The organism is Tardiphaga sp., from assembly GCF_041424195.1.
Classification (GTDB): domain Bacteria; phylum Pseudomonadota; class Alphaproteobacteria; order Rhizobiales; family Xanthobacteraceae; genus Tardiphaga.
The window spans coordinates 45,187-65,634 of the sequence record NZ_JBGMOE010000101.1 but is presented as its reverse complement, the minus strand read 5'-3'; the positions used below and the strand labels follow the sequence as shown (position 1 = coordinate 65,634).

The 20,448-nt window shown below is 61.1% G+C and carries 19 protein-coding genes; 9 read left to right on the top strand and 10 right to left on the bottom strand.

Translation table 11 applies throughout. From position 1 onward, the window contains the following. Positions 1 to 46: 46 nt before the first annotated feature. From hspQ to ACEK02_RS14940, 9 genes are all read right to left on the bottom strand, one after another. Positions 47 to 379, bottom strand: coding sequence for a heat shock protein HspQ (gene hspQ / locus ACEK02_RS14980; protein WP_068731660.1), 333 nt, complete (start codon positions 377 to 379; stop codon positions 47 to 49). 395 nt (positions 380 to 774) lie between these two features. Next, positions 775 to 2,325 carry an AMP-binding protein gene (locus tag ACEK02_RS14975; RefSeq protein ID WP_371422458.1) on the bottom strand — a complete coding sequence of 517 codons (1,551 nt, stop codon included), beginning with the start codon at positions 2,323 to 2,325 and terminating at the stop codon, positions 775 to 777. A 57-nt stretch (positions 2,326 to 2,382) separates the two neighbouring features. Next, positions 2,383 to 3,231 carry an SDR family oxidoreductase gene (locus ACEK02_RS14970; protein WP_371422457.1) on the bottom strand — a complete coding sequence of 283 codons (849 nt, stop codon included), beginning with the start codon at positions 3,229 to 3,231 and terminating at the stop codon, positions 2,383 to 2,385. A gap of 39 nt (positions 3,232 to 3,270) precedes the next feature. Next, positions 3,271 to 4,161, bottom strand: coding sequence for an SDR family NAD(P)-dependent oxidoreductase (locus ACEK02_RS14965; RefSeq protein ID WP_371422456.1), 891 nt, complete (start codon positions 4,159 to 4,161; stop codon positions 3,271 to 3,273). Next, positions 4,154 to 5,377: an acyl-CoA dehydrogenase family protein gene (locus tag ACEK02_RS14960; RefSeq protein ID WP_371422455.1), complete on the bottom strand. Its 1,224-nt coding sequence runs from the start codon at positions 5,375 to 5,377 to the stop codon at positions 4,154 to 4,156. Before ACEK02_RS14960 ends, ACEK02_RS14965 begins: the two co-directional genes overlap by 8 nt. 84 nt (positions 5,378 to 5,461) lie before the next feature. Continuing rightward, entirely contained in the window at positions 5,462 to 5,929 is a 468-nt protein-coding gene (locus tag ACEK02_RS14955; protein ID WP_371422454.1) for a MaoC/PaaZ C-terminal domain-containing protein, read from the bottom strand. A gap of 3 nt (positions 5,930 to 5,932) precedes the next feature. Continuing rightward, positions 5,933 to 7,567, bottom strand: a complete 1,635-nt coding sequence (locus ACEK02_RS14950) for an AMP-binding protein (RefSeq protein WP_371422453.1) — start codon at positions 7,565 to 7,567, stop codon at positions 5,933 to 5,935. Continuing rightward, positions 7,564 to 8,472 carry a CoA ester lyase gene (locus ACEK02_RS14945; RefSeq protein WP_371422452.1) on the bottom strand — a complete coding sequence of 303 codons (909 nt, stop codon included), beginning with the start codon at positions 8,470 to 8,472 and terminating at the stop codon, positions 7,564 to 7,566. The genes ACEK02_RS14950 and ACEK02_RS14945 overlap by 4 nt, the downstream gene beginning before the upstream one ends. Further along, on the bottom strand, positions 8,469 to 8,924 hold the full coding sequence (locus ACEK02_RS14940; RefSeq protein ID WP_371422476.1) for a MaoC family dehydratase: 456 nt from the start codon (positions 8,922 to 8,924) through the stop codon (positions 8,469 to 8,471). Before ACEK02_RS14940 ends, ACEK02_RS14945 begins: the two co-directional genes overlap by 4 nt. A gap of 186 nt (positions 8,925 to 9,110) precedes the next feature. On the opposite strand from ACEK02_RS14940, the gene ACEK02_RS14935 reads away from it, so the two are divergent. From ACEK02_RS14935 to ACEK02_RS14915, 5 genes are all read left to right on the top strand, one after another. After that, a complete protein-coding gene (locus tag ACEK02_RS14935; RefSeq protein WP_371422451.1) occupies positions 9,111 to 9,905 on the top strand; it encodes an enoyl-CoA hydratase/isomerase family protein in 795 nt (264 codons plus the stop codon). 165 nt (positions 9,906 to 10,070) lie between these two features. Beyond that, positions 10,071 to 10,670, top strand: coding sequence for a TetR/AcrR family transcriptional regulator (locus tag ACEK02_RS14930; RefSeq protein ID WP_371422450.1), 600 nt, complete (start codon positions 10,071 to 10,073; stop codon positions 10,668 to 10,670). A 12-nt stretch (positions 10,671 to 10,682) separates the two neighbouring features. Continuing rightward, positions 10,683 to 12,170 (top strand): acetyl/propionyl/methylcrotonyl-CoA carboxylase subunit alpha, encoded by a 1,488-nt coding sequence (locus ACEK02_RS14925; RefSeq protein WP_371422449.1) that lies wholly within the window; start codon positions 10,683 to 10,685, stop codon positions 12,168 to 12,170. A 1-nt stretch (position 12,171) separates the two neighbouring features. Then, on the top strand, positions 12,172 to 12,675 hold the full coding sequence (locus ACEK02_RS14920) for a biotin/lipoyl-containing protein (RefSeq protein WP_371422448.1): 504 nt from the start codon (positions 12,172 to 12,174) through the stop codon (positions 12,673 to 12,675). Position 12,676: 1 nt separating this feature from the next. After that, entirely contained in the window at positions 12,677 to 14,284 is a 1,608-nt protein-coding gene (locus ACEK02_RS14915; protein ID WP_371422447.1) for an acyl-CoA carboxylase subunit beta, read from the top strand. Between the two features lie 27 nt (positions 14,285 to 14,311). Here ACEK02_RS14915 and ACEK02_RS14910 read toward each other — a convergent pair whose 3' ends face one another. After that, a complete protein-coding gene (locus ACEK02_RS14910) occupies positions 14,312 to 15,532 on the bottom strand; it encodes a phenylacetate--CoA ligase family protein (protein WP_371422446.1) in 1,221 nt (406 codons plus the stop codon). A 135-nt stretch (positions 15,533 to 15,667) separates the two neighbouring features. On the opposite strand from ACEK02_RS14910, the gene ACEK02_RS14905 reads away from it, so the two are divergent. From ACEK02_RS14905 to ACEK02_RS14890, 4 genes are read left to right on the top strand one after another with little or no spacing between them, the layout of a single operon-like run. Further along, positions 15,668 to 16,504, top strand: coding sequence for an ABC transporter ATP-binding protein (locus ACEK02_RS14905; protein ID WP_371422445.1), 837 nt, complete (start codon positions 15,668 to 15,670; stop codon positions 16,502 to 16,504). Then, on the top strand, positions 16,501 to 18,453 hold the full coding sequence (locus ACEK02_RS14900) for a long-chain fatty acid--CoA ligase (protein ID WP_371422444.1): 1,953 nt from the start codon (positions 16,501 to 16,503) through the stop codon (positions 18,451 to 18,453). Before ACEK02_RS14905 ends, ACEK02_RS14900 begins: the two co-directional genes overlap by 4 nt. Continuing rightward, a complete protein-coding gene (locus tag ACEK02_RS14895; RefSeq protein ID WP_371422443.1) occupies positions 18,444 to 19,331 on the top strand; it encodes a branched-chain amino acid ABC transporter permease in 888 nt (295 codons plus the stop codon). Before ACEK02_RS14900 ends, ACEK02_RS14895 begins: the two co-directional genes overlap by 10 nt. A 4-nt stretch (positions 19,332 to 19,335) precedes the next feature. Further along, positions 19,336 to 20,409: a branched-chain amino acid ABC transporter permease gene (locus tag ACEK02_RS14890; protein ID WP_371422442.1), complete on the top strand. Its 1,074-nt coding sequence runs from the start codon at positions 19,336 to 19,338 to the stop codon at positions 20,407 to 20,409. Positions 20,410 to 20,448 lie beyond the last annotated feature (39 nt).

The following is a 20,448-nucleotide window of genomic DNA, read 5'->3' as shown; positions in this document are numbered from 1 at the left end:
AACGCGGTAACAGATGCCTGGACATGGAAGCCCGGACGGCCCGGCGTCAGTTCAGCGACGGATTGCGCGGCCGGTAGCTGCCGGACTTGTCCTTGATGAAGATCTCGGCGACCTGGGAGTGCCGGATCGGCTCGCCGGACTCGTCGGGGAGCAGGTTCTGCTCGGAGACGTAGGCGACGTATTCCGACTCAGAGTTCTCGGCCAGCAGGTGGTAAAATGGCTGGTCCTTGTGCGGACGGACGTCCTCGGGGATCGACAGCCACCACTCTTCGGTGTTGTTGAATTCCGGATCGATGTCGAACACCACCCCCCGGAACGAAAAGATCCGGTGGCGGACGATCTGTCCAATCTGGAATTTGGCGGTCCGCGCTTTAATCATTCTGGTCGAATAGACCAGGATTGTGGCCGATGCTAGAGGCAAACGACGGAATTAAGACAGCCGCAAGCCGCTCCCCGCTATTCCGCCCGCCGGGTGGGAAACCCAAAGCCAACCCTATGAATTGACGTAGAACAAAAAGAGAGGCGCTCGCCCGGAGCGTGCTGTGGGGATCTCGCCACTTCTACTTGCGGTCGAATAGTGTCCGACCCAAGAAGTGGAGGGGCAATGGCTTTCGAAAATCGGATCGTTGATCGCGTGGTTTTGCACGAGGTCTTCAAGCGTCGTCATGAGGGTGCGTTGGTAGCGCCACGGTACGGCACACTTGGCAAATGACTTCAGCGGGTAGGCAGCGAGATTCGTCTCACTCGCCGGTTAAACCCTTCCAGACGCAGCATCTATAAAATACGGCTTTTCCGATCACCCCAATAGCGATCACGTAGCACACGCTTATAGAGTTTTCCGGTTGGAAGGCGCGGGAGTTCGGCATCGAAGTCAACCGACCGCGGGCATTTCTGATGAGATAAATGCGTCTTGCAGAACTCAATCAGTTCCCGCTCGAAGTCTGGCCCCGATTCCACGCCTGTCATTGGCTGGACCACGGCTTTCACTTCCTCGCCGAGGTCTTCGTTCGGCACACCGAACACGGCGGCATCGGCGACCTTGGGGTGGGTAACCAACAGGTTCTCGCATTCTTGCGGATAAATGTTGACGCCGCCGGACACGATCATGAATGTTGCCCGATCCGTCAGATACAAAAAGCCTTCGTCGTCGACATAACCGACATCCCCGACGGTAGTCATGCTGCCATCTTGGGAGCGTGCCTCCCATGTCCTGGATGTATCATTGAAATATTCGAACGGCGTTGCGGTCTTGAACCACAGCGTACCCGGTGTTCCGATCGGGCACGGCTTCATGTCCTCATCAAGAACATGCAAATCTCCGAGCATGACTTTGCCAACCGTGCCGCGGTGAGAAAGCCATTGCTGACTGTCACAAGCGGCGAAACCGAGTCCTTCGGTTGCCCCGTAATATTCGTGAATAATCGGTCCCCACCAATCGATCATTTTCTCCTTCACTTGCGGCGGGCAAGGAGCGGCGGCGTGAATTACGGTCTCCAGCGATGACAGGTCGTATCGCGCCCGCTCCTCGGGCGGCAGCTTCAACATGCGAGAGAACATGGTTGGGACCAGTTGGGTGTGTGTCGGCTTGTAGGTTTCGACCAACTGCAGATAACGCGCGGGATCGAAGTGCTCCATGATGATGGCCGTGCCGCCATTGCGAATGACGAGATTGACAGCCGCCTGCGGCGCGGAATGATAGAGCGGCGCCGGAGAGAGATAGATCAATCCCTCGCGGTATCGCCACAGCTTTTGCAGGAAATCGAACAGCGGAAGCTGCTGCGACGGCGGCTGTTCGGGAATGGGCCTGAGAATTCCCTTGGGGCGACCTGTCGTTCCCGACGAATACAGCATGGCCGTGCCCACCGTCTCGTCGGCCAGAGGCGTGCTCGGAAAAGCGCGCGTGGCTTCGTCGAGATTGAGAATGATCGAACCGTCACCAGGGCCGTCGACAACGAGGCATGTCGTGATATTCGGGCATTGGCGGAGCGCCGCCGTTGCTACGGTACGGGTCGCTTCGGAGAAAATCAGAATCTGAGATTCGCTGTTGTTGACGATGTAGGCAAGCTCATCGACCGTTAGAAACGAATTGATGCAGGTGAAATACAATCCGGACCGTTCGCCGGCTCCGCAGCACTCGATGTAGCGTGCGTTATTCTCCATGAATATGGCGTAGTGATCCAGTCGCGTTAACCCGCACTTTCGGAGGAAGTGTGCGAGGCGGTTGGTGCGCGCTTCCAGTTCGCCGTAAGTAACGCTTTCGCCAGACTCGGCCATGATGAAGGCTGCCTGATTGGCGCGACCTGTCACGTGATGTCCCGGATACATGTTTCTCTCCCTGTGATGGCGCCCGCGCCGGATTGATCCGGTCTCTCGGAGCTTCGGCTATTGTGCTGGCTTGGCATTCTCCAGATGAGTGGCGCTGTTGGCGTTGAAGAATCCGGAGCCGGCAAGAGCCTGGCCGCCATCGACCCACAGCGAGGTGCCGGTGATGTAAGCAGCAAGCGGCGAACTCAGGAATGCGGCAGCGTGTCCTATTTCATCGACATGCCCCATCCGGCGCAGCGGAATGTAGTCGTCGAACGCAGCACCGCCGCCTTGCGCTGAGATACGGCGCATGCCCTCGGTGTCGGCGATGAAGCCGGGAACGATACTGTTGGCGCGAATGCCATACGGTCCCCATTCAAGGGCAAGGTTCTTCATTAACATCTCGACGCCGGCTTTCGCGGGGCCGACATGGGCCTGAAATGCATGCGCCATATGCGCCATCGGCGCCGTGATGAACAGAATCGATCCGCGCGTTCGTGTCAGCTGCGCGAACGCCATCCGGGATGCGTTGAACGATCCGACCAGATCGATATCGACGATGGTCTTGAAGCCGTTTGGCGAGAGACTCTCACTTTTGCTCAGGAAATTGCCGGCAGCGCCGCATATAAGCACGTCGATATCGCCGATCGTCTCGCGTGACGCCGACATTGCGGCTTCGAGTTGTTCGGGCACGCGTACATCGGCAGCAATCGCAGATACGACTGCTCCGCTCGCGCGCAATGCGGTGGCTGCGTTATCGAGCTTGTCTTGTGAGCGGCCGCAGATAGCGATCGCCGCGCCCAGTCGCGCAAAGCTATGCGCGATACCCAGATTGATGCCGCTGCCGCCGCCGGTGACGAAGACGGTTTTGTTCGCGAAAAGGTCGCGGGGCAGGATGTCGGCAGAGCCGGAGATCGAAGCAGACATTAGTGAACTCCGCACGCTTTTTTGAGGATGCTATTCCGTTCAATTGCCCTTGGTAAAATAGTCAGGCTTACCGGTGGTCCAGGTTTCGCCCCATAGCTGGCCGCCGCCGTCGACGGTTATGGTCTCGCCGGTGACGAAATTGCCGGAGGGCGAGGCAAGATAGGCACAGGACTCGGCGATGTCCCAGGCCGTGCCCGCACGCATCATCGGGTTGGAGCGCGGATAGGCGGCGCGCGCCTCTGGCGTATAGACCTTCCATCCATCAGTCTCGATGGCGCCGGGAGCGATGCAGTTGACGCGGATTTTCAGCGGCGCCCATTCCACGGCGACGGCGCGTGACAGGCCAATGACGCCGGAGCGCGCCGCGACGGAATGCGCGATGCCGTAGAGGCCGTGGGTGGTGACGACCACGATATTGACGATGTTGCCGGGACGGCCAGCGTCGCGCCAGTGCTGCGCTGCCGCCTGCATCATATACCAGGTGCCGTTGAGATTGGTGCTGATGACGGCGTTCCAGCCCTTTACAGAAAAGTCGATGGCCGGCTGCGGAAACTGTCCGCCCGCGCTGTTGATCAGGCAGTCTATCTGGCCATGCGCTGCAGCGACGTCTTCGAACAGCTTTGCGACGGAGTCCGCGTCCTTGATATCCGCGACATACGGCGTCGCCTTCAGTTGCCTTGCAGTCATGTTATCGACCAGCGCGTCGAGTTTCTCCCGATTGCGGCCGACGACGATGACATGTGCGCCGAGGCGCCCGAACAGCCAGGCGATGGCGCGCCCGATGCCGCCGGCTGCGCCGGACACCATGACGGTCTTGCCGCTCATGGCAGTAGGGGCATAGACGGTTGCGCGCGACCACAGTTCGTCATCGGTCAGGCCGAGCTTGACCGTGGTGCTTTGTGCGCCGTCGTTTGAAACGGCGTCAGCCATGGCGCGCATCTCCTTTCAGAAGCTCGCCGGCGATGATCATTTTGCGGACTTCGGTGGTGCCTGCGCCGATCTCAAGCAGCTTGGTCGAGCGGAACAAGCGGTTGATTTCGGACTCCCATATGTAGCCGCTGCCCCCATGGATCTGCACGGCGAGATCCAAGACCTTGTGGCAGGCCTCGGCGGCGAACATCACCGATGCGGCCGTCAGCTTATGGATATCGCCGCGACCGCCGCCGCCGACTTCCAGGGGGGCCGCTTCAGCGAGCGTCCGATAGGTGAAGGTACGCATCGTTTCGACCTGCACATACATGTCGGCGAGCATCGACTGCACCATCTGGAACGAGCCGATAGGCTTACCGAATTGCTGGCGGGTCTGGGCGTAGTCTATAGATAATTCCAGTGCGCGCTCGGAAATGCCGAGGCAAAGTGGTGAGATCATCGCGCGTTCGAGATCAAGGCCGCTCATCACGATGGAGACGCCCCGGTTTTCGCCACCGACTAGATTTTCGGCGGGCACGCGGCAGTCTTCGAATACGAGTTCGGCGGTCGGGCTGCCGCGATAGCCCATCTTGGTGAGCTTCTGCGCAACCTTGAAGCCGGGAAAATCCTTCTCGACGATGAATGCGGAGATGCCGTGCGCGCCCTTGTCGCGATCGGTCTTGGCATAGACCAGCAGCACATCGGCGACCGGGCCATTGGTGATGTAGATCTTGCCGCCGTTGAGCACATAGTGATCGCCGTCGCGGCGCGCCGTGGTCCGCATAGATCCCAACGCATCCGATCCAGCGCCGGGCTCGGTGAGGCCGAGTGCGCCGACCGTTCGCCCGGCGCAAAGATCGGGGAGGTATTTGCGGCGCTGCTGGTCGTTGCCGTTACGGTAGATGTTGTTGGCGCAGAGATTGTCATGCGCAACCCAGGACAGTGCCAGAGCATGATTCCAGCGCGCAAATCCCTGCAGCACCAGCCCTGCGGAGGTGAGGTCCATGCCAGCGCCGCCGAACTCCTCTGGAATGGTGGCGCCGAAAAACCCGCTGTCGCCGATCTTGCGGAACGCTTCGCTGGGCCACCACTCTTCGCGATCCATCCGCTCTGCAAGCGGGTAGAGTTCGTTGCGGCCATAGCGATCGGCTTGATCGAGGATGGCCTGTTTTTCTTCATCGAGCGCAAACATGGAAGGGCGGTTGTCGCCGTGCGATCCGGTCTCGGGGATGCTCATGCCTGCGGTCCTCCCATTCGGTGCATGCCGCATTCAGTGACGGCTTATAATGAATATCATTCATTAAACGAACCGGGCCGGCTGTCAACGATCGTTTGAGATCGTCGTCTTCTCCGGCTGTCGCTTGATCAGGATTTTTGCCGTCCCGATCTGCACGATCTCATCGCGCTGATTGAGGATTTCGAACTGAAAGTCGACTACGCCACGGTCGGGCTTCCGCGTCGGTTTCTTGTCGAGAACGCCGACAACGACCGTTACGGTGTCGCCGGGTCGTACCGGCCCGGTAAACTTCCAGCCGAGATCGAGCAGGCCAAGCACGGTGCCTTCGAACAGGCCGGCCCGCGAGGCCAGTCCGAAGGCCATGCCGACCAGCATCGGGCCATGGGCGATACGCGCGCCGAAATCACTTGTGGCGGCGAACACGTCGTCGGTGTGGAGCGGGTTGAAGTCGCCGGTCAATCCGGCAAATTGCATGATGTCGGCATCGATGATGGTTCGGCGCGGCGTCTCGATGCGCGCGCCGATCTCGAATTCCTCGAACATGCGTCCCATGGATCAGCCTGTGGTTATCGTATTGCGCTTCTTGCGCTCGCGCATATCGTGAATGCCAACACTGCTGCGCGGATCCTGACCATCCGGAAAAATATGATGTTTCTGGATTTTCTGCGTGCCGGTGGTGGGCAGATTGTCCACGAACAGTAGCCAGCCCGGCGTCTTGAAGTAGGCCAGTTCGCGGTTGCAGTGCTGGAACAGGGTTTCGGCGGCGGTGTCGCTTGTCTGGGTGTCGCTTAGCACCACACAGGCAAGCACTTCTTCCTCGCGCAACTCGTCGGGCACCGCGAGAACGGCGACCTGCTTGACCAGATCATGCGACTGCAGCACGGCCTCGATCTCGGCCGCCGCGATGTTCTCGCCGGATCGCCGGATTATGTTCTTTTTGCGATCGACGAAATGCAGCATCCCGTCATCGTCCTGGCGGACGGTGTCGCCGGTATGGAACCAGCCGCCGCGCCATGCATCGGCGGTGGCCTTCTCGTCTTTTAGATAGCCGGAGAAGAAGTCGCGGCGCGGGGTCGCTTCCGAGTGGCGGATCACCATCTCGCCCGGGGCGCCGATGGCAACGTATTTGTCCTGCTCATCGACCACGCGGACGTCGACGCCGGGGACGGGGCGGCCGAAGGCACGGGTGCCGATCTTGCGTGGTGGCTCGTGATCCAGCAGCACGCGCACCATTTCCGTCATGCCCCAGACTTCGATCAGCGGCAGATTGAAGCGCTTCTCGAAGACCGCGTGAAGCTGCGGCTCAGCGCCGGCGCCGATTCCGAAGCGGATGTTGTGGCTGCGCTCTTCCGGACAGGGCGGCATATTCAACAGTAGCGGCACGATCACGCCGAGATAATGCACGATGGTGGCGCGGGTCTGGTTGACTTCAGTCCACCAGCGGCCGGGATTGAAGCGATCGGGCTGGATCTGGCAGCTTCCAGTCAGCATCACGCAATGGAACGATAGTATCGACGCGTTGACGTGGTAGACCGGCAGCGGATTGTATAGTCTTTCGCCTTCGGGGCGGAAGGTCGCGAGTTGGCCGCGCGTCGCGTACCACGCGCCGGACGCCAGTTCGTAGCCATGCGACAGCATGCAGCCCTTGGGACGGCCGGTCGTGCCCGATGTGTAGAGCACGCTGGCTTCGGTTGCGCTGGTGACGGGATCCGTGCGGGCCGGTTTGATCGGTGCTGTCAGCGCGGTAAGATCGTCAAACAGGATGACCGGTGTCTTGTGTGCGCTAACCTGCATGCCAGCTTCGAGCTGCATGCGACGTTCCGCGGACACGATGGCCAGATCGGCCTCCGAATTGTCCAAGAGATAAGCGATCTCGTTGGCGCGGTAGTCGGGGTTGATCGGGACGCAGGAGATGCCCAGCGTATTGAGCGCGAGCTTGTGCAGGAAATGCTCCGGCCGATTGTCCAGCAGCATCGCGACGCGGTGGCCGTGGCCGAAGCCGCGCGAACCATAGATATCGCACAGCCGCCTCACTTCGCGCTCCGCGGTGGCAAAATCGATTTCGTAGCCTTGCTTGTGATAAACGCGATGCGCGCCTGCGGGCGCCGCCAAAAAGGGCCGCGGGCCATAAGTCTTTGCCGCACGCGCGAAGGCGTCGCCGATCGTGGTGGTCTGGTCGATGGTGATCACGAGGGCGTCCCTTTCGAAGCCCGTGTGGGTTGCGCTTTGAGGCTTGCGGTCTCGAGCAGCCGTCGCGCCTGTTTGAGATGCGGCATATCCAGCATTTGGCCGTCGAGCCCCACAGTGCCGGTGGTCGATCCCGCAAAGGCTGCGACCACACGGGTTGCCCACGCGATCTCGTCGCCCGACGGGGTGAAGGCGTTGTTGATGATCTCGACCTGGCCGGGATGGATCGCCATCATGCCGCGAAAGCCATCGCGCCGTGCGACGTTGGCGTAGGCCTGCAATCCCACGTGATTGCGGAAATCCGGGAAGATGGTCTCGATCGCTGCGACATCCGCTGCGGCGGCACCGACGAGGCAGAGCGAGCGCGCCATCTGGTAGGTGAATTCCAGCCGGCCACTCGCATCGCGGTTGGCGCTGGCGCCGATCGCCGCGGCGAGATCCTCGGCTCCCCAAGTCAGTGCGAGCAGCCGCGGACTGGCGCCGGCATAGGTGCCGAGCGCGAAGATCGCCTGGGCGGTCTCGGTGGCTACGGGGAGAATCCGGACGCTGCTTACAGGCACATCGAAGGCCGGCTCCAGCGCATCGAGGTAGTGCGAGAGCATGGTGACGTCGGTACTGGAACGGACCTTCGGCAGAACGATGCCGTCTGGCCGCCCGGCAATGACGGCAGCCAGGTCGAGCCGTGCGTGGGGCGTATCGAGTGGATTAATGCGGACCCAGAGCTGCTGGCGTGTGCGCTCCCGATGTGCCGCGAGAAAATCATGGACGAGACGGCGCGCATCGGGACGATTGGCTTCGGCGACGGAATCCTCGAGGTCGAGGATCAGGGCATCAGCAGGGCCCGCGGCGCCTTTCTCGATCTTCTTGAGGCTGTCGCCGGGCGTAAACAGCAGAGAACGCAGCATCATTGCGGGCTCCCTTGCACTAGCGTCGTGCGCAGACATTGCGCGACGATCTCACCCTTCTGGTTGAAGCAGCGATGTTCGAACACCACGACGCCCTGTCCCGGCCGCGACCGGCTCGCGCGCTTCTCGATGACGGTGGTTTCCGAGCGCAGCGTGTCGCCGATCCGCACCGGTTTCGGGAAGATCACTTTATCCATGCCGAGATTGGCGACCAGCGTGCCCAGTGTGGTGTCGGTGACAGAGACGCCGATCATCAGCCCGAAGGTGAAGATGCTGTTGACCAGGATGTGGCCGAATTCGGACTGTGCTGCGATCTCGGCATCGAGATGCAGCGGCTGGGTGTTGTGGGTGAGGGCGGTGAACAGCAGATTGTCGGTCTCTGTCACGGTGCGCGACACCTGATGGCGAATGACCTCGCCGTCGGTGAACTGGTCGAAGAATTTCCCTGACACGATTTTCCTGGTGCTCCTCACATTGGCCGCTGACGACAGCGTACGAAACCGGCGGCGCAAGGCCTGCGACTAATCGGTTTGCGCTTCCTCCAGCGGCTTGTTGAATTCAATTCATTTTTGAGCCATCATATTCATTATCGCCGTATCGGCAAGAGCGATGAGATGTAACAAAGTGTCAGGGAGGCGATTATGGCCGCAACGCAGGCGCGCGACAAATCGGTGTTGAGCAGTGTGGATGGTGCGGTTGCGATCCTGCAGTTCAACCGTCCAGAACGCTTGAATGCCGTCGATGGCGAGATGATTGCCGACATTCGTGAGGCGCTTCATGCCGCAGAGCGGGATCCTGCCATTCGTGCCGTCATGATCGTCGGGTCTGACCGCGCCTTCATGGCCGGCGCGGACCTGAAGCTGTTCCGCGACCATCTGGATCAGGCGCCGCAGGTGGCAGCATCGCTGATCGACGGATTCCACAGCATGCTCCGCGCGATGCGTGCAATGCACACGCCGATCGTTGCGGGGGTGACGGGTTCCGTCGCCGGCGGCGGCCTCGGTTTTGCTCTCGCCTGTGATCTCTGCGTCATGGCCGACAACGCGCAACTGTTGTCGGCCTATTCGAAGATCGGCACCAATCCGGATGCCGGTACGACATGGTCGCTGACGCATTTGCTCGGACGTCGCCGCGCGCTGCAGGTGATGTGGCTCAATGAGCCGATCAATGCGCAGGAAGCGTTGACGCTCGGGCTCGTCAACAAAGTGGTCGCGCCCGAATTCCTGGCACAAGAGACATTGTCGCTAGCCAAGCGGCTCGCCGCAGGGCCGCGTGAGACAATGGGGCGGATCAAGTCTCTGGTCGAGCAGGCCTGCACGTCCGATTTCAGCGCACAGCTCGACCGCGAGAGGGCGGCATTTGTCGTGGCTGCGGGCAGCGACGAATTCCGCGAGGGCGTCACGGCATTCTTCGAGCGGCGGCCTGCGAAATTCTAGTCGCAGGAAAAGACAATGGTGTGCGGCGGTCGGGTGCCATCGGTTGACATGACAAGATGAATGATATTCAATATGGCAATCGGCGGATGTTCGCTCACGCCATTCATTCAACGGGCAAATCTTCGCGGTTCAGCCGCGGCCGCCCGATCTTTAGGGAGCAGTGACGTGCCGGCCATTAGTCCCGAACGCATGCAGGATCGCTATGACGCTATCCTGGATGCCGCCAAACGCGCCTTCGCCGAGAAGGGGTTCGAGGGCGCGTCGATCGCGGATATAGCGCGCATTGCCAAGATTTCCGATGGGCTGGTGTATCGCTACTTTCGCAACAAGCGGGAATTGCTTTATGGCGTCCTGCAGAAATTCTACGAGCGCATCCTGGTCGATCTGGAGCTGCAGGTCTTCAAGCACGACAAATTTCCGGCGCGGCTCGAGGCGTTGATCAAGCGGCATATCGGCGTGTTCGTGGCGGATACCGATCTGTGCCGGCTATTCATTGCCGAGGTGCGAACCTCGAGCGATTACGAGGGGTCAGCAATCCAAGATCTCAACCGGCGTTATACGTCGGTGCTCATCCGTATCGTGCGCGAGGCCGTCACCAATGGCGAGGTCAAGCCGGAGTGTAATCCAAAACTCTTGCGTGACGTGCTGTTCGGCGCGATCGAGCATCTCGCTTGGCGGCATGTCAACGGCCGTGGGCAGCTTAAAGCGACGCAAACGGCGCGCGAACTGACCGCGATGCTGACCTCCGGCATCTGTATTGACTGACAAGGGGCATTCGTGGGTAGGCCATCGCTTCCGTTCGACAGTGTGCTGATCGCCAATCGTGGTGAGATCGCGGTGCGTATCATTCGGACGCTCCGCGAACTCGGGCTGCGCAGTATTGTCGTCTATCACGAGGTCGATGCGTTGGCGCCGGCTGTGGCGCTGGCGGATGAAGCTATCCGGATCACCGGGCGCACGCCGGTCGCGGCCTATCTCGACGGTGACCAGATTCTGACGGTTGCCAAGGAAGCCAAAGCCGGTGCGTTGCATCCCGGCTATGGCTTCCTGTCCGAAAATGCCAGCTTCGCACGCGCGGTCGAGGCAGCAGGTATCGTGTTCGTCGGTCCAGGCGTAGATGCCATCGAGCTCATGGGCGACAAGATCCGCGCCCGTGCCTTTGTCGCGAAGAACGGATTTCCGGTTGCGCCATCGGCGATCGAAGAGGACGCCCCGTCAACTTTCCTGCAGAGGGCCCGCGCCATTGGCGCTCCGCTTCTGGTGAAGCCTTCGGCCGGCGGCGGCGGCAAAGGGATGCGGATCGTGCGCGATCTCGATTTGCTCGAAGATGCCGTGACTGAGGCGCGCAGCGAAGGTGAGCGTTACTTCGGTGATGGCCGACTTTATATCGAGCGCTTCGTTGAGCGCCCCCGGCATATCGAGGTACAGGTGCTCGGTGATGCCATGGGCAATGTGGTGCATCTCTACGAGCGCGAATGCTCGGTGCAGCGCAGGTTCCAGAAAATAATCGAGGAGACGCCGTCGCCGGGGCTAACGGCGGAGGAGCGTGAGCGGATATGCGCCACTGCGGCCGGAATCGCGCGGGCCGCTGGATATCGTAACGCCGGTACCGTCGAATTCATCTATGGCGGCGGTGCATTCTACTTTCTCGAAATGAACACGCGTCTTCAGGTCGAGCATCCCGTGACCGAGATGACCACCGGTCTGGATCTGGTCGCCGAGCAGATTAAGATCGCAGCCGGCCTGCCGCTAGAGTTCAACCAGGCGCAGGTCACGTCCAGCGGCCATTCGATCGAAGCCCGGCTCTATGCAGAAGCGCCCGACCGCGATTTCGCACCGACCACCGGCAAGGTGCTGGCATTGCGATATCCCGAAGGTGATGGTGTGCGCATCGACAGCGGCATCGCGCAGGGGCAGTCGATCACGACGGCCTTCGATCCGATGCTGGCCAAAATCATCGTCCACGCGCCGAGCCGCGATGAAGCCATCGTCAAGGCTCGCGAGGCCATCGCCAATTTCGTCTTCCTCGGCTGCGAGAGCAATGCGGCGTTCTTGTCACGCATCTTAGGCGACGACTTGTTCAAGGCCGGAGCGGTTCATACCGGCTATCTCGATGAAAATCCGGCGATCGCGACCGGCGGTGCCGATGATGACGCGATCATGCGGCAGTTGCTCGCTGTGGCCGCGCTGCTGACACGGCCGGTTCGCGATGCCGCCGATGCGGTACCGCCCTTGCATGCGCGGCTTCAGGGCTGGAGAAACTGACGTGTATCACCGGTTCGATCTTGATGGAAAAGCCAACGGCGTTTGGCTCTCGCGTCTCGGCAACGGCTATCAGTTGCAGGTCGAAGGCGGATGGCACGGCGCTGTGGCACTTGCCGAAGACAGGCCCGGCCAAGGCCACCTGACGATCGACGGGGAACGCGTGCCAGTGGCCTATGCCCTCGATGGCGATGTGATCCACATCCATTGCGGTGGCCGTGCCTATGCATTGCACTATGTCGATCCCTTGGCGGCCTTTGCTAGAGCGGGCGACGACAGTGGACTGAATGTCGCGCGCGCGCCTATGCCGGGAGTGGTCGTCGCGGTGAAGGTGGCACCAGGCGATGAGGTGCTGGCGGGCACCGTGCTGATGGTGATCGAAAGCATGAAGCTGGAAACGTCAATTCGTGCTCCGCAGGACGGCATCGTCGAGAAGATTCACGTCAAGGCAGGTGACAGTTTCGATCGCGATGCGCTGCTGGCGACCCTTTTGCAGGAGAACGGCTGACATGCAGCGCTTGCACTCTCAGGCGGATCCGCGTGCCGATGATTTCAAACTCAATGACAGCCATAACCGTAAGCTTGCCGCCGAGCTCAAGGAGCGACAGCAGGTGGCGCGGTTCAAGCGACCGGACCGCGACATCGAACGGCTGAAGCGGCAGAATAAGATGTTTGTCCGCGACCGGATCGAGGCATTGCTAGATCCCGGTACGCCGTTTCTTGAGCTCTCCACGCTGGCCGGCAGCATGGCCTATGACGGCGAGGTGCCGGGCGCGGCGCAAGTGATCGGCATCGGTATCGTGGCCGGCAGGGAAGTTATGATCCATGCCGATGATGCCAGTGTGAAGGGCGGTGCATGGTATCCGCTCTCGGTCAAGAAAATCGTCCGCGCACTCGACATCGCCATCGAGAACCGGCTGCCGGTGGTGCATCTGTGCGACAGCGCTGGCGGCTTCCTGCCGCTGCAGGCGGAGTTCTTCGCCGATCGCTACTATGCGGGTCGCATCTTCCGTAATCAGGCGACGTTGTCCAAGATGGGCGTGCCGCAAGTTGCGGTTGTGATGGGGCATTGCACCGCGGGCGGAGCTTACATCCCGGCGCTGAGTGATTATAACGTGATCGTGCGCGGCACCGGCGCAATCTTTCTTGGCGGGCCGCCACTGGTGAAGGCCGCCACGGGCGAGGAGGTCTCGGCAGAGGATCTCGGCGGCGCGGAAATGCATACCAGCGTGTCGGGCACCGGCGATTATCCAGCGACGTCCGAGATGCACGGGATCGCTATCGCGCGCGATATCGTCGAGCGTTTTTCGCGCCGGGAGAAGACCAGTATCAATTGGATTGAGCCGGAACCGCCCGCCTATGATCCGCAGGAGCTTTACGGAATCATCCCGAAAGATCCGCGGGTGCAATTCGATATGCGCGAGGTCATCGCGCGCATGGTGGATGGCAGCCGTTTTCATGAATACCAGCCCCGTTATGGCCAGTCGCTGGTGTGCGGCTTCGCGCGCATCGAAGGTTATCAGGTTGGCATCATCGCCAATAATGGCGTGCTGTTCAGCGACAGCTCGCTGAAGGGAGCGCATTTCATCCAGCTCTGCGACAAGAACAGGACTCCATTGGTGTTCTTGCAGAATATCACGGGCTTCATGGTTGGTCGCGAGTATGAGCGGCGCGGCATCACAAAGGACGGCGCCAAGCTGATCATGGCCGTTGCCGGCGCCTCGGTGCCGAAATTCACAGTGGTCTGCAATGGCTCCTATGGCGCCGGCACCTATGGCATGTCCGGCCGTGCCTTCGATCCGCGCTTCATGTTCAGCTGGCCGCAATCGCAGGTTTCGGTGATGGGTGCCGAGCAGGCCGCCGGTGTGCTGACCGATATCAAGGTGCGGCAGCTGGCGCGCAGCGGGCAGTCGCTGAGCGACCAGGAGTTCGCCGATATCCGCGATCCCATACTGGAAGACTATCGGCGGCAGTCGAGCGCCTATTACGCGACGTCGGAGATATGGGATGACGGCATCCTGGACCCGGTCGATACCCGTAATGCTCTGGCCATCGCTTTGAGCGTTTCATTAAATGCGCCGATTGCTGATCCGCATTACGGCGTGTTCCGCATGTAGGCCTCTGTCGGTGCGATGGCGATAGCCTTACTGCGTGCGCTCGTCGATGATGGCGCCGCTCTGGCCGATCGACCCGGCCGCGACAATCCGGACATCGCCGCGCAATTTGGTGACTTCGGCCAGCAAGCGCGCTGCGGCCGGAAGATCGATCGCGGGTTGCGAGGTTTCGACTTCGAGGGTCATGTCATCGCGATCGTCTCGCCGCCTCACCATCAGTCGGCCCTTGGTGACGCCCGCAAGGCGGCCGATCACCTCGATGATCTGTGCGGGATGCACAAACATGCCCTTGATCTTGGTTGTCTGGTCGGCCCGGCCGAGCCAGCCCCGCAAACGCATATTGGTGCGTCCGCAGGGACTAGGCTCATCAATGACGGCGGAGAGATCGCCGGTGGCGAACCGAAACAACGGATAGTCCGGTGCGAGGCGCGTTATCACGACCTCGCCGGTCTGGCCGGGCGCGACCGGCGCCGCTGTCACCGGATCGAGGATCTCGATGATCAGGTCTTCATTGGCGACAAGGCCTGCATGGGCATCGGTCTCGAAGGCGACGACGCCTAGTTCGGCAGTGCCGTAAAGCTCGTGGACCGCGATACCGGCGGTGCTAAAGCGCTCGCGCAAATTCTGCGGTACAGCCGCACCCGACAGGATAGCTCGCCGGATCGGGAAGTCGATATCACCTGCCTGTTCGTAGGCCTGCAGCAGAAGGTTCAGGAAATCGGCGGTGCCGCCATAGGCGGCCGGCCGATAGCGGCGTATCGCTTGCAATTGCTGCTCGGTATTGCCGGGGCCGGCCGGGATAACAGCGCAGCCAAGTGCGCGGGCGCCGGTATCGAACATGAAGCCGCCCGGCGTGAGATGATAGCTGAATGTGTTGAGCAGCGTATCCTGTGCGCGCATCCCGGCCGCATGCAGCGCGCGCGCGGCGCCCCAGGCATCTTCAGCGGAAGGTTGCGGTTCGCAAATCGGACCGGGCGATAGAAACAGACGCGGGAATGATTCCTGCGCCTGTGCCGTCAGCCCTGCCAATGGCGGATCGAGTTCCTGCGCCACAATCAGGTGCGACTTTCGTGTAACTGGCAGTGCTGACAATTTGTCGCGCGCGAAGATCGCCCGCGGATCGATGCCACTCAGTCGTTTCGCCCAGCCGGGCGATTGCGTCATCGCCAATGACAGCAGCTCGCGCAATCGCTTGAAAAGTAGTGCGTCACGATCGCTGGGCATCGCGCAGTCGCGGTCATCGTAGAACATTGCTCATCCCTCAACGCTGCCGGTCTTCATGCGATACGCATCGCCGCCGGTTCGATTGACATCTCAAGATGAATGATATTCACTATGAGCCATCTTGCAAGTTACCAAAAAGGTAGCGCGAGGGGAGGTTACGTGATGTCCGCCAATTTCGGCGACGCGCATGGCGCGATGGACACAAGCGCTGTCGAGGATGTTGCATTGCGATGCAGCGGTCTCGAGCGGCGCTTCGGAGGTTTGCGCGCGCTCAAGGGCGTATCCTTCGAGGTCAAGCGCGGCGAGATCTTCGGCCTGATCGGCCCGAACGGCAGCGGCAAGACCACCACCGTCAACGTTGCGACCGGCTTCTATCCGCCGAACGAGGGCTCCGTGACTTTGTTCGGTAAGGACATCACAGGCATGGCGCCGCACCAGATCACCCGCCGCGGTGTTGCCCGCACATTCCAGAATCTCGCACTGTTCAAGGGCATGAGCGTGCTCGACAACATCATGGTCGGACGGCACACCCATATGAATTCCGGCGTGCTGCCGGCGCTGTTCTATTGGGGATGGGCCGACCGCGAGGAAACGAAGCACCGGCGTGTGGTCGAAGAGATCATCGACTTCATGCAGTTGCAGGACATTCGCCATGAGCCGGTGGAAACCGTTTCGCTCGGCATGCAGAAGCGCATCGAACTGGCCCGCGCATTGGCCAGCGAGCCGCGTCTGCTCATCCTCGACGAGCCGATGGCCGGTATGAACCAGGAAGAGAAGGAGTATATCGCGCGCTTTGTGCTGGATGCGCGCGAGGAGCGCGGTGTCAGCATCCTCGTGATCGAGCATCACATGGATGTCGTTGCCGCGATCTGCGACCGCGTTCTGGTGTTGAGCTATGGCGAGGCCATTGCCCACGGGACGCCGCGCGAGGCGATGGCGGAGCCGGCGGTGGTGGAGGCCTATCTCGGCAAGAAGGCTGCCGAAAGAGTTTTGCAATGATCAATGCCGGCATAGCGCAGGTGAATCGTGGCGGCGTCGTGGATGCCTGGCCGGCGACGTTGGTCGCTGCTCTGGCCGAGAATGCGGAACGCGCGGCCGACAGAATTGCGATCCGTGAACGTGAGTTTGGTATCTGGCGCGAGCGCAACTGGAAGCAGGTACTTGACGAAGTCCTGGCAATCGCAGCGGGTCTCGAAGATATCGGTCTGGCGCGCGGCGCGACCGTGACGGTGATCGGCGATAACCGCGCCAATCTCTACGTCGCGATGCTCGCGGCCAATGTGCTCGGCGCTGCGCCGGCGCCGGTATTCGCGGATGTGCCGCCGGACGAGCTTTTTCTCTATACGCGCCACGGCGAGCCGACGATCGCCTTTGCGGAAGACCAAGAGCAGGTCGACAAGCTGCTCAAGTTGCGCGAGCGCATCGGTCGTCCGGTCCATATCATTTACGATGACCCGCGCGGGCTGAATGCCTACCGTGAGAGCGGGTTGATGGCATTCGGGACACTGATGGAGAGCGGCCGCGCGCGGCTGGCGCGGACCATGGGGTTGTCGACGGAATTGCTGGGCCGCACCTGTGCAGACGACATTGCCGTGCTGCTGCATTCGTCGGGCACCACGGGACAGCCGAAGGGCGTGGTGGTACGGCAGCGTCATATCTCGGCTGCCGTTCATACCGGCGCGAAAGGCGACTTCTTTGCTGAAGGCGGTGAGTGCTTCGGCTATCTCCCGATGGCGTGGATTGGTGACTTCGTGTTCACGCTGTCGTCCACGGTGTTTCTGCGCGGGACCATCAACATTCCCGAACGGCAGGAGACTATCCTGCAGGATCTGCGCGCCACGGCGCCGACCATGTATCTCGCTGCTCCCCGTGCCTGGGACAACATGCTGACCCGTATTCAGGTCGGCATGGCGGATTCGACGCCGCTGAAGCGAAAGCTGTTCGACTATTTTATGCCGCGTGCTGTCGAGATCGAGCGCCGGCGCCTATCGGGCGCGACACCGACTATCCGCGAACGACTGTTGCTGATGGTCGGCGAAGTCCTGATGTTTGGCCCGATCAAGGACTTCATCGGCCTATCGCGCGCGACGCGCGCCTATACGGGCGGTGAGGCGCTTGGCGAAGACACGTTTCTTTTCTTTCGTGCGCTCGGCGTCAATCTGAAACAGTTCTACGGGCAGACCGAGACCTGTGCCATCACCGCGGCGCAGCCGGACGGTGAGGTGCGGCTCGATACGGTAGGACGGCCGTTGCCCGGCGTCGAACTGAAGATCAGCGAGCAGGGCGAAGTGCTTGTACGCTCCGGTTCGGTGATTGATGGCTATATCGGCGATGACGAAGCGTCGGCGAAGACATTCATTGATGGCTGGCTGCGCACCGGAGATGCCGGCGAGATCGGGGGCGATGGCCAGCTCCGAGTGCTCGGGCGTGTCAGCGAGGTCGTGCGCACGGCGGCAGGCGACCAGTATCTGCCGAACTATATCGAGAACCGCATCAAGTTCAGCTCTTTCGTGCGCAACGTCGCGGTCACCGGATCAGGCCAGCCATTCCTCGGCGCCATTGTCTGTATCGATTTCGAGGCCGTTGGCCACTGGGCGGAGCGGCAGGGCATTTCCTACACTTCTTATGCCGACCTGTCGCAAAAGCCCGAGGTCTATGCGCTTATCGGCAAGGTGCTGCAGGATATTAGCGCGCAGTTGTCGGGACCGCTGGCAATACGGCGCTTCGTCAACCTGCATAAAGATTTCGATGCCGACGACGGCGAGATCACGCGCACGCGAAAGCTACGCCGCAACGTCATCGAGGATCGCTACGCACCATTGATCGTGGCGATTTATGAAGGGCGGCCAAGTGTCGTGTTCGAGGCGTCGATTGTCTATGAGAGCGGTGAAAAGGGCATCATCCGCCGCGACTTGCAAGTGATGGACGTGGGGGGCTCATGGACCTGAGTTTGTTTGGCGAACTGGCCATCAACGGCGCGCTCGTGGGCCTCATGTACGGACTGGTGGCGCTGGGCATCGTGCTGATCTACCGCACCTCGGGGATCGCCAATCTCGCGCAGGGCGCGCTGGCGATGACCGGCGGGTATCTTACCTGGGCCGGTGCGAACCTGCTCGGCCTTCCGCTCTTTGTTGCCATCATTGTCGCGATCGGCGCGATGTTTCTGGTCGGCCTGTTCATCGAGCGTGTCGCGTTGCGGCGATTGACGGGGCAGCCGATCATCATGATCATCATGCTGACCATCGGCCTCGAGATCATGCTGCGCGGGCTGGTGCCAGGCACACTGGGCTCGGCCGCCAAGCGGCTCGATCTCGGCATCCCAGCCACGCCGATCTTTCTCGGCGATATGCTCATCAGCCGCGTCTATCTCGTCAGCGGCGGCATTGCGCTGGCGTTGATCGTGGCGACGCTGCTGCTGTTCTATTCCCGCATGGGCATCATGCTGCGAGCCGTGTCTGACGATCAGGTCGCGTCGTGGTCTGTCGGCATTCGCGTCGAACACGCCATCGGTTTCGCCTGGGGCCTTGCTGCGATCAGTGCGACGGCGGCGGGCGTGTTGTGGGGCGGCAGCCAGGGCGTCGACTGGACGCTGTCGCTCCTGCTGGTCAAAGCGCTGGCGATCGCCATCCTCGGCGGGCTGGATTCAATTATCGGCATCATTGTTGCCAGTATCATTGTCGGGGTCTGCGAGGGCCTAGCATCGGGCCTGCTCGATCCGCTGGTCGGCGGCGGCACACGTGATGTGGTGGCATCGGTCATCATCGTAGTCACCTTGCTGTTGAAGCCCGAAGGCCTGTTTGGCCGCGAACACATTCAGAGAGTCTAGGCGAATGCTGTACCGCGCCGCTGGAATTCGCCACACCCGCTATCAGGATGAACGCCGGCTTTGGCCCTATGCGTTCGACCGCGGACTGGTCACGCTTGTCGTCCTCACCATGCTGGCGGCGCCATGGCTGTTCAGCGGCCTGCAGATGTCGAGCTATGTATTGCCCTGGGTGATCTGGTCGACGGCCGCCCTCGGCCTTAACCTGCTAATGGGCGGCGCCGGCCAGATCCATCTGGGTTATGCCGCGGTGATGGCCATCGGTGCCTATACATCGGTGCATGCGGTAAGACTCGGCCTGCCTTTCGAGCTCAGCCTGATCCTGTCAGGTTTCGTGGCGGCAGCGATCGGTACCATGTTCGGCGCTGCCGCGCTGCGCATCCGCGGGCTCTATCTCGCGGTCGCCACGCTGGCGATGCAGTATATCGTCGATTTCGTCATCGGACATGTCCCGGCGGTCAGCGGTGGCACGCAGGCGGCGATTGTCGCGCCGGCGCCCAGCATATTCGGCTTTGCGCTGCGCAGCGACAGTGCGGTGTATTATCTTGCGCTTGCCGTTTGTGCCGTAGTGACGATCTTTTCGCTCAATGTCCGCCGCACCAGTTTCGGTCGCGCGCTAGCTGCGATCCGCGAGAAGGACTTTGCCGCCGAGATCCTCGGTGTCAGCGCATTCCGCTTCAAACTGAGCGCATTCTGGGCGAGTTCGTTCATCGGCGGCGTCGCTGGGACTCTGCTGGCGTTTTGTTACTACCGGACCGTGACGCCCGAGCAGTTTCACATCGAGATATCGATCCAGCTGGTTGCCATGGTGATCGTCGGCGGGTTGGGCAGCGTGCTCGGCAGCTTCTTCGGCGCGGGCCTGATCCTGCTGGCCCCGCTGATCATCAATAATCTGATCGATGCCATGATGCGCTCAGTCGGCATCGATATCGGAACCGATTTCAGAAGCCACGCGCCGCTGATGATTTTCGGCGCCCTGATCGTCGGCTTTTTGCTGATCGAGCCGCTCGGGCTCGCCAAGATGTACGACAATGTTCGTAAATACTTTCTGGTCTGGCCATTCCGGCACATGGGGAAGTAGGGCGTCAGCATCAAGCTGACGTTGAAACAAAGAGGAGGG